We start from the raw sequence: 14,107 nt of genomic DNA on the forward strand, positions 1-14,107 counted from the left end.
TATTATCATTCACCATGCGCCTAACATTTACTCAACTGGATATGGCCATAGCAGCCATACGTACGATATTACCGCTGGAATCTCCCGCCGATAGCCTGCTACGCGTGTTTTTCCGTAATCATCCAATGGCAGGCCAAAATGATCGAGCTGCAGTTGCAGAGATTGTATACGGCATTTTACGTCACAGGTTTTTTCTAGAATACCTGGCAGAAAAAGCAACACCCCGCGCCCTACTTCTCGCCTACCTCGTCAAATTTGAAGGCTTGAATTTGCGCGAACTAACCACCTTCATCAGTGAATCTGAAGCTAAATGGCTCGCTCACATTAAAGCGATCAATTTAGGCTCGCAGCCTCTTGCTATTCAAGCAGAATTTCCTGACTGGTTAATGGAAAAATTACAAAAATTTTTATCTGATACCGAGATTCTTAGATTGGGTCAGGCGCTCCAGCAACCCGCTCCTTTAGATTTACGCGTTAATACATTGCTTGCAAAACGTCATGAGGTACTTACCTTATTAAATCAGGAAGGTATCAAGGCACATGCTACACCCTACTCACCTATCGGGATTCGTCTATCCGGGAAACCCGCTATTAACCAAGATCCGCTGTTTCTTTCTGGCAAAATAGAAGTACAGGATGAAAGCAGTCAGATTCTAGGCTATCTGCTGGCACCTCGACGTGGCGAAATGGTAGTTGATTTTTGTGCAGGCGCTGGGGGCAAAGCGCTGATGCTGGGAGCGCTCATGCATTCCCAAGGCCGTATTTATGCTTTCGATATTTCTGAGAAGCGGCTCAATAATCTAAAGCCACGGCTTAAGCGCTCTGGTTTGTCCAATTTGCACCCTCAACGCATCAACAATGAAAATGACATCAGGCTAAAACGTCTGTACGGAAAAATAGATCGGGTACTCGTTGACGTACCTTGCAGTGGATTAGGAACTTTACGCCGCAACCCGGATCTGAAATGGCGGCAAACACCGCAGAGTATTGGAGAATTAAAACGCAAACAGGCCGCCATTCTTTCTTCTGCTGCAAATCTACTTAAACCCGGCGGCAGACTGGTTTACGCTACCTGCAGCCTTCTACCGGAAGAAAATCAAGACATTGTAAAACACTTTCTTTCTGATAATCCTCATTTCGCTCAATTAAATTGTGCGAGTCTACTGGCACAACAAAAGATACCGCTTGATACAGGGGAATACTTGCAACTATCACCTGCACTTCACCAAACTGATGGCTTCTTTGCTGCAGCTTTGGAGAGAGAAAATTAATCTGATCCACTTATTCCATTTCTAACGGTCATTGTCAGTTTGCTGCCCACCCCATATAATGAAACGCATTTAGAAATGCTTGCTCGTTATCCGATATTAGAGGCGCCAGAGGTGGCGCTTGGAAGGAATAACTGAATAAGCATTAATTGACCAATATTCCGTATCGCAGGATTCGACCGCGATATTACTTTGCGCTCAAATTTCGTAGTGTTTCACGCTAAATCAAACTGATTTTGTCGGATTTACCTTGCCGTATCATTGATACTATCTACGGCTCGCCTTTGCGTCATTTTTGATTTCGAAATGGAATTACTTTTTTGCCAGAATAGGAATACTCTAATTTATTGACAGCACCATCAAGCTTCAGGTGATGGAAGATCTCATTCCCTGCACATGGCTTACCAATATAATAGCCTTGCGCAAAATCAACTCCCATTTTTTCCAGCAAGATAAGCACTTCCTCATTCTCAACAAATTCAGCTGTAATTTTCTTACCAAATTCCTTTGCCACACTACATAAGGCTTTAACCAATACTCGATCAGCAGAGCTATTTGCGAGATCTTTAACAAATGAGCCATCTATCTTAACAGCATCGACCGGCAACTCTCTCAAATAGCGAAAAGATGAAAAACCAACACCAAAATCATCCAGCACAAAGCCGCAGCCAAGTTTTTTAATTTCTTCAAGTAGTTGTTTAGTTCCAAAGAAATTCTCAAGAGCCGCAGTCTCTGTTATTTCAAACATTAAAAGAGTGGGATCGACACCATGAAACATCAGTTCATTTCTAATCAGGGGGAGTAATTCCGGATCTTTGAAAGCATGTGCAGACAAATTGATTGACAAGCGAATTCGATTACCCAATTTATTGATCATGGCTGCTTGGGCAATGGCCTTGCGCAACACCATATGATCGATCTCGTGGATAAGGCCAATATGTTCTGCAGCAGCAATAAAAGCACCAGGCGTATAAATAGTGCCGTCTTTATCGCGCATACGTAACAACACTTCATAATGGGTAATCGTTCTATCATATAGCGACATAATCGGTTGGAAATAGAGCAAATACTCATCATATAGATTGGCATACTCGATTTTTTCTTTCCAATAGACCAGAGTGTGCATTCGCTCTCTTATTTCATCGTCATTGGAAAACAAATGCCAAGTTCCCCGTCCTTTATCCTTGGCCTGATACATAGCAAGGTCGGCTGCAGCCAATAAATCATGCACTGTATTACCATGTTCCGGAAAAAGAGCTATTCCAATACTTGCCGCAATTTTGTGCGTCCTATTTTTCACGATTAACTGGGTTTCACTTATGTGAAATAGAATTTTCTTAGCGACTTCAATAGCTCCACTTGCTGTAATCTCTGGCAGAATCACTGCAAATTCATCTCCTCCCAAACGCGCCTTTATATCTACCGCACGAATAGTATGAGACAGCATGTCTGCAACTTTTTTAAGTAAAGAATCACCAGCCTGGTGTCCGCTGGTATCATTAATGTATTTAAATCGATCGAGATCAAAAAATAACAATGCACCCGGTTGTTGGTTCTGCTGCGACCAAATGATCATCCGCTCGAGCTCTTCACTGAAACGGCGTCTATTAAATAAGTTGGTCAATGGATCATGATTAGCCAACCATATCAAATTACTTTCAACACGCTTGTATTCTGTAATATCCAGGCCAACGGAGAGTACTGATGAATCTTCCTCAGATTGCCACGACAATCGGGAATGCAACCAAACAATATGTTTTTTTGAACCATCATTACATAAAGTAATTGTCTCATGCCTCAATTGTTCACGTTGACCGTAACATACCTGTTTTAAGTCCTCGTTAAGATGATATTGCGTCCCATCCAGCAACAGTAACTCAAAAAAAGTTTTACTTTTAATCTCTTCTTCAGTATAACGCATCAGCATTTCGCCATATGCGTTTAACATCATTATCTTGCCTTTAACATCCTGAGTCAGCACGACAACCTGTGCTGTATTCAGCAAATGCGCAATAAAATCTTTCTCTTTACTTAATTCATCCCGTTGCTTTACAAGTTGCTTGGTACGGTAAATAACCTTATCCTCCAGCTTCTCAAGCTTATGAGATAGTGCTATTGCCGCTTCATAAAGAAGATCAATCTCATCCTTTAGCCACTGCTTTCTACCCATTGAGGAAAGCGTCGCTCGGAAAATTCCAAAGCTTCCTCCCGCCAAAAGTGGCAAGGTAAATACGATATGCTTAAGCTGTGAAAGTGGCTTGGAAAGAATGGCAAATAATAATATTCCTGAAAATATTAAACCAATTAAACCAATGCTGACGATACGCCAAATAGCATCACGAATTGCTTCAATGGTCTCTGTGATATCAGTAATGATAACCAAATGTGCCTGATCCGTCACACCTATCCCTTGTAACGGCAAGAGTTTTATCCGCTGATGGCGTTGATTCGATTGAGTTTGGATTCCTTGCTTGAGACTCACAAGATCTGGATATTCTTTTAACGTTTGATTAAGGACATCAATGTTTTTATCTCTATTGGTCAATGCTGCCAAGCGTATATCCCATTCAGGAAACCATACATCATTATGTGTGATCTTGTATTTTTTTTCTTTTAGAAATAAACCAATATCCGAACCAAATGTTCGCTTAAAACCCAAGAAAACATCAGCTAGTGAGGCGCCAATAACAATCGTTCCTGCACGGACACCTTCTATCAGAAGCGGCTCGATCGTATACTGAATACAACTTTCCAGGCAGATCAATGGGTTAGCTGGATGTTCATGAAAATTGACTTTACTCACATGCTCCTTAATAAGCTTGTCACGATAGATGTCTGGCTCGAAACTATCCCAACCTACTAGGAGTTGATCAAATTGATCATAAAATCTTACCGCTTCAATTCCATTCTGGAGCTGCAATAATGGCCAGTGATGGTCAAATGCCTCTTCAATTTGCTTAGTATTTTGTGTTGATAGGGCTACATCCATCCCTTTCAGAAAAGGGAGCATCCTGATGAGTAAATGAGAACTATGTGAAATTTGCTCAATGAGCTTTTCGACTTCGCGGACATGACGCTGATATTGCTGCTCGCTTTGTTGATCAATATTATTGATGAGTCTCTTATAGCTAATGATGCTGAATATCGTAACCACTATCAGCAATATCATGCTGGTTAATAATGAAATTTTCCATTTCAAACTGATAAATTTGGATGATATCCGATCCACAAATTTAGCAAAATGAATTAATTTTCCCTGGGCACTTTGTTTCATGCAGATTTCTACTTAAAAGCGGTAAGAAGCCTGGACTGCAAAGAGATTCCAATGTTGATCTGTCGGGTCCTCATTTTTTGGATTATCCAACGTAGAAAGCCAACCTGTGCCATTCACAAGATGATACTCGCCCCGTAACATTATCGAAGGGGTAATATTCCAGCGTAGACCCACTGTCAAATCCTTGGCAAAACGACTGTGGTCAGGGCGATGAAAATCACGCTCAAATTTATTGCCATGACGATCCTTTCTATCTGCATAATAAACATCATATCTTAATACAGCCTCCCAAGAAGGGTTAAACCGATAAATACCTTGGAAATAATAGCTCTCACCTGTAATATTAAAATCAGGAACATTATCATTAAAGAAATTCTCACGCTCGATATGACGGATAGCATACTCGGAAGTGAAGCTCCAACGCTCTGCATTATATTGCACAGAAAAAAATAATGGAGAAAACCGAAATGAACCGGTACTTAAGGAATCCGCTGGAGCTGGATCATATCCTATATTAAAGTGGGCTCCACTCACTGCCAGACGTAAACGCCCGCCATCCCGTTCGTACATTATACGACCGATATAAGATAATCTCGTCTTTAGGTCACCAGGAGACTTACCTCCGAGGACACCAACTTCAGTAGAAGTGTCCCCAACCTGCGGGAAAACTGTACTGAATTGAGCTGTAATATCCCCCCATTCAGAACGTGATTCGCCATATAATTGCATACCATCTGAAGCAAGGCCAAAATTGCGCACGCGATCGAAGTAAATTGATTGTGGTAATATAATACTTGGTCTCGTAAAAGGCACATCACGAGTGTCATTATAAAAAGTGAAGGGATTCTTTGTTCTTCCTATACGTACCCCAAATTCTTTAGCTTCAGATGTGAACACAGTATAATCAAGAAAGCCGTAATCTATGCGAATACCACCTTTACTGTCCTCGCCTGCCTGTCGCGAAATCAGCTGCATTGAGAATTGGAGGTTTGTCAATGGACGATGCGATGCATTTACCCCGAGCTCTCTAAAAGCAAAACTACCTTCCTTACCGCTACTGTCTCCAAAAAAATCGTTTTTTTCTTTTTTATCTCCATCTGTCGTCTTAGTCCAACCTTGACTCAGGAAACCATGAATCTGAAGGCCATTCAAAATTTTTTTATCTGTATCTGACGCATTAATCCAGGACGAATGTTGCATAATTAACAACATCCCAATTCGGATCAAGTAATTTTTCAAAACACTTGTTCTATTCAACATGGAGAATTTGGATGCCGTCATCTATATTTACTCTTTTCAAATAACCGATAGCGCCCGATGTTGTGGCAACCCGGACGCGCATTTCTTCTTCAGAATTTACTAGAAAGGGTGCCTGGCCTGTTCCTGAAAAAATAAGCCGGTCCCATGCAGAACGTAATTGGTATGGAAAGATATTGAGTTTTTCTTTGGCAAAAAGATGGTGCAACGGCGCTTCGTCAGGAAGCACAAAAACTCTGATAGGGGAACCATCCTGCCATGCTCTAAGGCGCATGCCAAAAATCGCACGTAGCGAGTTTCTGGAAATATTACGTATGGCTATACTAGGGTGAACAACCACTTCAACAGAATCATTACCCAAAGTACCGCTTGTGGCAGGGGTTACAACGAGTAACAAAAGCAGCAACAGAATACAGCACAAAAAATCAGCGAAGCGTGCTGCCATGCTAAATAGGTTTTAGCAGGTCATTATGTTTACATAATTATTCGGCAAGTCTTGTTGATGTCTATACATCGATTTAAGCTCCTGAAGATTAACCGGCCAAATTCTACCGTTATCTGTCACTAATTCCCAAATATTTGGATGACTTATATACATCCTTTCGAGCATATCAAATAAGCTTATATAATATGGACGGCGTAAACCATAATAATCTACAAATGGCCCAATAGGATCATGCTGCATCCCATAAAAACCTAATAGCCTATTTAAAGCAGGAGTCATTGCAGAAAACCAGTAATAAATTTCAAGTCTGGCACATATCTGAATAAGACCAACCATTAATGCTAACATAGGATGAGGAAAACGCCTACGTCGCCCTCTATTAAAGTTTTCCATCGTATTAATGCTGTTATCAAAATACAGATCCTCTTTTCGCTTGAGGAAGTCATTCCGAATCGCTAATCTTGAAATTTCAGCTGTATGCGGACGCAAGAGCTTAGAATCTGTAAATTCAGAATAAAAATGAGTATGTAATTCTATGGGTAACTTACTATTTTTAAATAAGTTAATAGATAATATCAAACGTGCCGTACCAACAAACGTATTAGAAGAGCGGTGGCGTAGCAGGATATGCACTGAACGATCGTCAAATTCATCTCTTTCTAACTGGTCTTGATAAGAAGAAGCATCAAAATATCGTTCTGTAATACACCAGATATAATATCTTAAGCTAAAAACCTCTTTCAGTAATTCAGGTGTATCAGCTACCACAATTTCAAAATATTCATGAAAGGCTGCCACAATATCATTCATTACAATTCTTTGAAAGAAAATTTATTAAAAGTTATGATAAATAATTAAAAATAATGATTTAACAATCTGTTCCCATACTATACTGGCCGCACTTCAAATTTCGGCACTCAAGCGCAATCGATCACCTGAAAATTATCGGTTAACAAGGAGCGTAGCGCTTCCTTATAGCAGTTGGAAGCAACAAAGCAATCATCGCAAGCTTGCTTGAACAAGGCAAAAGTTTGATAGTACTTGCCATACAGAATTTCTTTTTTGAAGAATCGCCAATAGCGCCCAATCAGATTCAGATCGGGTGCATAAGGTGGCAGGAAGATCAATTGGATTTTTAAATCTGACAAGTATTCAGTAACGAGCTGAGAGTAATAATAGCGGGCATTATCACAGATGACGTATATACGGGCAGCAGCGGGATGTTGTTGCTCGATTTGTTGCAACAACGCTATCGTGGATTGTGCATGGATCGTGTCATCATAGCGAATGATTGGGCATAGTCCAGCGCAATCGATAGCGCCATTGAGGTTGATGCATTGTCGACCTGTGTTGCCCGGAATTTGATGATCCTGGCCACGTCTGATCCATCCATATCCAGCGATTGGGTTGTGCTGCGGATGCGTGGCGTCCATGAAATAAATCGGATCATCCGGTGCTTTTTTTGCTTTCAGGGTTTGATAGTATTCAACAAACTCCTTTTGCCGCTCAGCATTGGCTTTGCCTGGAATCAGCCTGGGTTTTTTGTAAAAATAGCCCAATCGATGTAATAACTGTGTCATGCCACTTTCTCTGTAAGCAACCTGCCACGTCTGCTCCACGTACTGCGCGATTTCTTTAGCGGTGAGATAGAGATTCTCACGCAGATGCTGAGTAAGCGCAGCGTCGCTGCCGCCAGCGTCGTTTCTTTGCCAGGCAGCCAATCCGCCTTTACCATATCGCTGGAATTGATTGCGCACCATTTCACGGTCATTCAACAGGGCGTGTGCAACCTTGGCGGCCGACCACCCTTTACCTAACAGATAAACAACCTTAACCCAACCAGCATAACGCTTATCGGTAGTATGACGGTGTTCAAACTCTAACTCAGCGAGTTCTTGATCGGTTAGGCCGTAGCGTGAGGACATACAACGATTCTATTCTATTCATGACATTGGCGCACCAACTTAAACCAAATTTTCATTTATGAGGAGTATAAACCAAAGCAATCTACTAATATTTATAGCAATACCCTCTTATAGCAATACTCTCATTATTAATTTAATCATTAACCTTATCTAAAATAAAAATCTGTCGTCAAATAATGACGATTTCTTATAATTAAGAAAAATAACATGGAATGATGAAAAAATATATAAAAAAAACAGTAGCAATAATTGATTAACATGAAATACTTATTAATACAATAACTTAATGATTTTTAGATATCTGTCTCAATATTACAACATCATTTATAAATAAATATTTATATATGGCGTCAAGGTATATTATTCATTCATGCCACGCTAGCCCAAGAAGATTGTCAATTAATGGGAGTCGCTTCAGAGCAGGTAATAATTTACATGATTTCAATTATTTAAAGTATTTACAGCCAGCGTTTGTAATAACTTGTACTTTTGAAATTAGCTACCAGACGGAAGACCAGAACTCTATTCCACCCCATGTTAAAGGGAGTTTTCTGCAATGAAGTAAATGGTTCATCCGGGAATTGCGTACGTAGCAGCTTAAAGAGATGATAGAAAAGTAGGGCAAGATAGATTGAAATAACCACTATTTCCTAATCATGGGGTTATATCAAAATGTCGACGAGTTTGCTCTATCACGCTTTTGGCATAATTGGTTATTTTTATCAAAGCACCCGTTATATTGCGAACGCTATTGTAGTTGCTATAAAAGAGGATCAGTGGCATCCAAGATGCCCCATTTACCGAAGTTGCAACGTTATTGTGTCGAGGAAAAGTGATCCGTCGCTTTCGAACGATACCGATAGGTCAAAAGGCTGTTTATATTGATCTTCCAATTCTGGAGGAATACATAAAACAATCATTCTAGACAAAGATTAAAATTCGTAGTACCAACTGGGGGTGTGACCCATTAATAACTTGTTGTAAAACATAGTGAATTTAAAATGATGTGACAAAGATGGGCTAATATCAATAGCTTGTCGATATTTCAGGGCCAACTAGCTATGCAGTATCTGGCTCAAATGCAGCAGTCATCAATACTCATAATAACCGGTTATTTACCAGGCACGCTCGTTTCGATTTCGTCTCGATAAAGGTTAGTTAGGGAAAATTCGGGTTAAACTAACACTTCTAGAGGCTCAGGGTGACTTAGGAAGGCTGTCGGGCTTGCTGTCAGGCCATACGCCCCGGACTGGAATACGACAATTAAGTCTCCAATATCTGCCCTGGACAATTCCATCTGATCTGCCAACAAATCAAGTGGAGTACAGAGTGGTCCCACGACAGAGACCACTTCTGTTTCGGAAGCTTCTACTTTGTTGCCAACAATGACAGGATAATTTTTACGTATGACTTGACCAAAATTCCCTGAAGCAGCGAGATGTTGGTGCAATCCGCCATCGGTCACTAAAAACACTCGCCCTTTTGATAATTTTTTATCTAATACACGACACACATAAACCCCCGCTTCCGCTACAACATAGCGTCCCAGTTCAATTACAAAGCGGATTCCAGGCAACTCCGGTTTTATTTCTGATAATAAACGTTGTAAGTTCTTTCCCACAGCAACAAGATCAAGTGGCTTTTCGCCGGGAAAATATGGTACTCCAAACCCCCCTCCCATATTCAATGTACGGATCGGAATAGGTGATACTTGTGCAAGTTGCAACCCTAGCTGCAACGTTTTATCATGGGCATCTTGGATAGCTTCTGCTTTAAGGTTCTGTGACCCACAGAAAATATGCAATCCTTCTAAGTCTAATCCTAGCTTGCTTATACGAGCAAGCATAGCAGGAACGCGTTCCACGTCAATACCAAACTGTTTTGCTTCCCCGCCCATTTTCATTCCAGAAGATTTAAGCTCAAAATCTGGATTCACTCGAACAGCTACCTTAGGACAGATACCCATCTGTTCAGCTAGCGTCGTGATACGCTCCAATTCCCGCTCAGATTCCATGCTGATCACAATACCTGCGGCAATGGCACAAGCGAGCTCATGCTCATTTTTTCCTGGACCTGCAAAACTAATCTTGTCAGGAGATATTCCTGCATCCAGTGCCACTTTCATTTCTCCGACAGAGGCCACATCCATACCATCCACCAGTCCAGCTAGATGCTGAACAACAGCAGGCATAGGATTAGCTTTCATTGCATAGTGAAGATGAATCTCTTCAGGCAGACAACGACGCAGCAAATGGACACGCTCAGTAATCAATTGCCTATCATAAGCATAAAAAGGAGTTTTACCCACTCGCTGGCTAAGTCGTACAAGAGAAATGCCCCCAACATGAAGGCAATTATTCTGTACAGGAAATTGCTTCATAGGAACATGTTTCGGACGCATCACAGTCATATTTCTACTGATATAAAGATATCTAGAAATTCCTGAGCTATACTTTTACGATCAATTTTGCCATTTGGATTACGCAAGAGGTGGCCTTGTCGTAGCTTGATTAAACTTGGCACCATGAAAGCGGGAAGATCGCGCCTGCAGGCCAATAGCAATGCATCGGTATCCAAATTAACCCCTTCAAGCGGTACCACCACTACAATAATCGCCTGACCCAAAGTGGGATGCGGCACACCAATTGCTGCTGCTTCAGCAACACACTCTGTTGAATAAATAATCTCTTCGATTTCAGTAGGGCTTACCCGGTAACCCGAAGTCTTGATCATGTCATCACAACGGCCTATAAAATATAAATAGCCCTCCTCATCCATACGTACCGTGTCACCCGACCATACCGCTATCTCTGGCATGGTCAAACCAGAGTGTCGTAAAAGCGGTCTAAAAGATTTTGTGGTCTTTTCAGTATCATTCCAGTAACCCATGGATACTAACGGTCCGCGATGTACTAGTTCCCCAGGCTCACCTGGCGCACACTGCGAACCATCCTCGCGCAGTACTAATACTTCCACATTGGGAATCGCCTTGCCAATGGAACTGGGACGTTTGTCGGCTTCCTCCGGTGGCAAAAAAGTTGAACGGAATGCTTCTGTCAAACCATACATCAGAAATATACTCGTATTGGGGAGTGCACAGCGAAGTTTATTAAGTGTAGCCTGGGGCATTGCCCCCCCCGAGTTAGTTAGATAGCGTAGCGTTATTACCTTTTCCCATTTTAACTGAGCAAGCTGGATCCATAGTGAAGGAACAGCAGCAAGACCCGTGATGCTTTCCCGGATGACTTCATGGATAATATCGCGCGGCAACAAATAGTTCATCAAAACATTGGTTGCACCAACGTAAAAAGCTGTCGACAACTGACTCAAGCCGTAATCAAAACTAAGCGGTAATACGGATAGAATTCGATCATCTTGATTATTTTTTAGATATTGCGAAACACTTTTTGCCCCGGTGACCAAATTACGATGCGAAAGTACCACACCTTTGGGCTTGCCCGTACTACCCGAGGTATATAAGATGGCAGCCATGTCACTATCAATACACCGATAAGAGCGGATTGATCCGGGTAGAGTCATGGCTTCTTGCCAGCAAATTATATGCACACCGGTAATGACTGGTAAATGTTCAGTTGGTCCTACTACGATCACAGTATGAAGATCATGACATTCTGGCAAAACAGAGATGAGCAAATTAAGCCGATCAACTGATGTGACCAATATTCTCACATTACAGTCTTTAAGGATATAAGCCACTTGTGCTGCTTTAAGCAACGGGTTGATTGGCACAAAAACACCGCCCGCAGTAGAAGCAGCAAAAATGGCAATGACTGCTTCAAACCTTTTCTCAAGATAAATAGCAAGACGCTCTTCTCGCCCCAGTCCCAAAGCCAGCAATGCATTTGCTGCAAGTTGGATCTCTTGTGCCAGGGCGGCATAATCCAATCTCAGGTGCTGATACACAAGTGCTTCAGTAGTCACACCATCATTTGCAGAATTAAAAACCAATTCATGAAAAAGATGCGGCATCGTGCATACTCTATTGGCTAAAGGATAGAAGCCTCAGGTTATGGCTCTAAGCTGGATTAATCGATTATTCGAGCGCTAGCTTTTTGATCTCGCTTTAAGATCATTATCCGATTACAGAAGTTTCTGATTCTTGAGATATTCCCCAAACACCATCTGGACTATTACGAGTTAGGTGTAGCTAATACCCTCTTGTTACCAAATACTATTGTTGTGATACTTACGCACATACCATATTCTAATATCCATGATAAGGTATATTACTTACCCTGCATGCTTCAATATTTATAAAAATCTTTCATTCAGACAGGATATCATCCTTCGACTAAACGGAAGGGATTTACTGAGATGCCAGCTGGATACCAAGATTTAATTCCATTTCTAAATCAAAAATGACGCCAAGGCGAGCCACAGACAGTATTAATCATACGGCAAGATGAAGCCGACAAAGTTAGTTTTGATTTAATAATGAAATAAGAAATAATAAGCAATTTATCCATTATCTTAAAATAGTATTCGCATACTCATTTGAGACCATGTCGATTCATTAGATCATATAAAGTTGGGCGGCTAATACCGAGCAATTCAGCTGCTTTTGCAATATTACCGTCTACCTTCGCAAGCGCTCTAACCACGGCCTTACATTCTTCCCTTTCACGAACTTCACGTAAGTTCATCGGCTCGGACAGTATCTCCGATTCCTGAAGCCCCAGGTCATCCGGAGTAATTTGCGGTCCTTCAGCCATAATAACGACACGTTTTATACAATTCTCCATTTCACGAACATTACCTGGCCAATGGTATGCCTCAATCGCACTCAAAGCTTCCTGACTAAAACTCAGTGAATGGCGCCCCTCTTTTGCGCAAAACTTGTTTTTGAAATGATGCGCCAGCAGCACTGCATCCCCCACTCGCTTGTGAAGAGGTGGAATTTTAATGGGAATCTCACTCAACCGATAAAACAAGTCCTCACGAAAACGACCCTCTCCAATCAACTTCCTAAGGTTTTGATGAGTTGCACTGACAACACGCACATCCACAGGAATTTCTTCCCGCCCTCCAATACGCTCAATCACCCTCTCCTGAAGAAAACGGAGTAATTTTGCCTGCAACGCTATCGGTAAATCTCCTACTTCATCAAGAAAGAAAGTGCCCCCTTGAGCTAACTCAATTTTACCTGGCGTTTGCTTAACTGCCCCGGTAAAAGCCCCTCTCTCGTAACCAAACAACTCGCTTTCAAGCAAAGCCTCAGGGATAGCAGCACAATTGACAGCTATGAAACGCCCTTGTTTACGTGAACTCATCTGATGAAGTGCTCTCGCCAAGACTTCTTTACCTGTGCCGCTTTCACCTAGTAACATAACTGTCGCATCTGAAGTCGCAACTTTTTCAACGTTACGACACATTTTGATCATGTCCGGATCGCGCGTAATAATTCCAGAAATTGGGGAATCCAGCTGAGAAAGTAGCAGATTACGATTTTCACGTTGCAAACCATATAAATAAGAGGCTCTATCAACAATTAAACTTAGCATCTTGGGATCAAAGGGCTTCTGATGAAAATCATACGCACCCAATTCAATTGCTTTCAAGGCATTTACACGGTTTTGATTACCTGTCAAAACGATTATTTTGGTATCTGGCGCAAGTGCAAGGATCTGTTGTAAGGTCGCTAATCCCTCAGAAGCACCGTCAGGATCTGGTGGCAAACCAAGATCCATAGTAACGACCGCAGGCTCATGCCGGCGAACTTGCGCAAGCGCGCTCTCACGATCTACTGCAACGAAAACTTCATAATTATCGAAACTCCAGCGCAATTGTTTCTGCAATCCAGGGTCATCTTCAATTACAAGTAATTTCTTCTGACTACTACTTACTTTCATCTTTTTAGAAAACGCTTCGGTATAACTTACAAGAATATGTTATAAACATAAATTAAAAAGAAGTAAAT

The 14,107-nt window shown here is 41.5% G+C and carries 9 protein-coding genes; 1 reads left to right on the plus strand and 8 read right to left on the minus strand.

Annotation, left to right across the window (positions count from 1 at the left end; all coding sequences use genetic code 11):
- Positions 1-14: 14 nt before the first annotated feature.
- Positions 15-1,271, plus strand: coding sequence for an RsmB/NOP family class I SAM-dependent RNA methyltransferase (locus tag AAW31_RS06325; protein ID WP_046849601.1), 1,257 nt, complete (start codon positions 15-17; stop codon positions 1,269-1,271).
- Between the two features lie 286 nt (positions 1,272-1,557).
- On the opposite strand, the gene AAW31_RS06330 is transcribed toward AAW31_RS06325, so the two are convergent.
- The 8 genes from AAW31_RS06330 to prsR all read right to left on the minus strand — a co-directional run bounded on the left by AAW31_RS06330 (position 1,558) and on the right by prsR (position 14,039).
- Positions 1,558-4,467, minus strand: a complete 2,910-nt coding sequence (locus AAW31_RS06330) for a bifunctional diguanylate cyclase/phosphodiesterase (protein ID WP_235264515.1) — start codon at positions 4,465-4,467, stop codon at positions 1,558-1,560.
- Between the two features lie 87 nt (positions 4,468-4,554).
- Complete coding sequence (locus AAW31_RS06335) at positions 4,555-5,823, minus strand: hypothetical protein (protein WP_200899722.1); 1,269 nt, start codon at positions 5,821-5,823, stop codon at positions 4,555-4,557.
- A complete protein-coding gene (locus AAW31_RS06340) occupies positions 5,792-6,244 on the minus strand; it encodes a type 2 periplasmic-binding domain-containing protein (protein WP_235264516.1) in 453 nt (150 codons plus the stop codon). The genes AAW31_RS06335 and AAW31_RS06340 overlap by 32 nt, the downstream gene beginning before the upstream one ends.
- A gap of 12 nt (positions 6,245-6,256) precedes the next feature.
- The gene (locus AAW31_RS06345; protein ID WP_046849603.1) at positions 6,257-7,054 is read right to left on the minus strand and encodes a PEP-CTERM/exosortase system-associated acyltransferase; all 798 of its coding nucleotides are present in this window, start codon (positions 7,052-7,054) and stop codon (positions 6,257-6,259) included.
- Between the two features lie 107 nt (positions 7,055-7,161).
- Positions 7,162-8,169 (minus strand): IS630 family transposase, encoded by a 1,008-nt coding sequence (locus AAW31_RS06350; protein WP_046849604.1) that lies wholly within the window; start codon positions 8,167-8,169, stop codon positions 7,162-7,164.
- Positions 8,170-9,343: 1,174 nt separating this feature from the next.
- On the minus strand, positions 9,344-10,570 hold the full coding sequence (locus AAW31_RS06355) for a pyridoxal-dependent decarboxylase, exosortase A system-associated (protein ID WP_309567615.1): 1,227 nt from the start codon (positions 10,568-10,570) through the stop codon (positions 9,344-9,346).
- A 5-nt stretch (positions 10,571-10,575) separates the two neighbouring features.
- Entirely contained in the window at positions 10,576-12,159 is a 1,584-nt protein-coding gene (locus AAW31_RS06360; RefSeq protein ID WP_046849606.1) for an acyl-CoA ligase (AMP-forming), exosortase A system-associated, read from the minus strand.
- A 521-nt stretch (positions 12,160-12,680) separates the two neighbouring features.
- Entirely contained in the window at positions 12,681-14,039 is a 1,359-nt protein-coding gene (gene prsR, locus AAW31_RS06365) for a PEP-CTERM-box response regulator transcription factor (RefSeq protein WP_046849607.1), read from the minus strand.
- Positions 14,040-14,107 lie beyond the last annotated feature (68 nt).

It is taken from the genome of Nitrosomonas communis (assembly GCF_001007935.1).
GTDB lineage: Bacteria > Pseudomonadota > Gammaproteobacteria > Burkholderiales > Nitrosomonadaceae > Nitrosomonas > Nitrosomonas communis.

What these genes read in the sequence shown, in the direction of transcription:
- AAW31_RS06325 (WP_046849601.1), top strand. Translation starts at nt 15, where the DNA reads ATGCGCCTAACATTTACTCAACTGGATATGGCCATAGCAGCCATACGT.
- AAW31_RS06355 (WP_309567615.1), bottom strand. Translation starts at nt 10,570, where the DNA reads ATGCGTCCGAAACATGTTCCTATGAAGCAATTTCCTGTACAGAATAAT.
- AAW31_RS06350 (WP_046849604.1), bottom strand. Translation starts at nt 8,169, where the DNA reads ATGTCCTCACGCTACGGCCTAACCGATCAAGAACTCGCTGAGTTAGAG.
- AAW31_RS06335 (WP_200899722.1), bottom strand. Translation starts at nt 5,823, where the DNA reads ATGACGGCATCCAAATTCTCCATGTTGAATAGAACAAGTGTTTTGAAA.
- AAW31_RS06360 (WP_046849606.1), bottom strand. Translation starts at nt 12,159, where the DNA reads ATGCCGCATCTTTTTCATGAATTGGTTTTTAATTCTGCAAATGATGGT.
- prsR (WP_046849607.1), bottom strand. Translation starts at nt 14,039, where the DNA reads ATGAAAGTAAGTAGTAGTCAGAAGAAATTACTTGTAATTGAAGATGAC.
- AAW31_RS06345 (WP_046849603.1), bottom strand. Translation starts at nt 7,054, where the DNA reads ATGAATGATATTGTGGCAGCCTTTCATGAATATTTTGAAATTGTGGTA.
- AAW31_RS06340 (WP_235264516.1), bottom strand. Translation starts at nt 6,244, where the DNA reads ATGGCAGCACGCTTCGCTGATTTTTTGTGCTGTATTCTGTTGCTGCTT.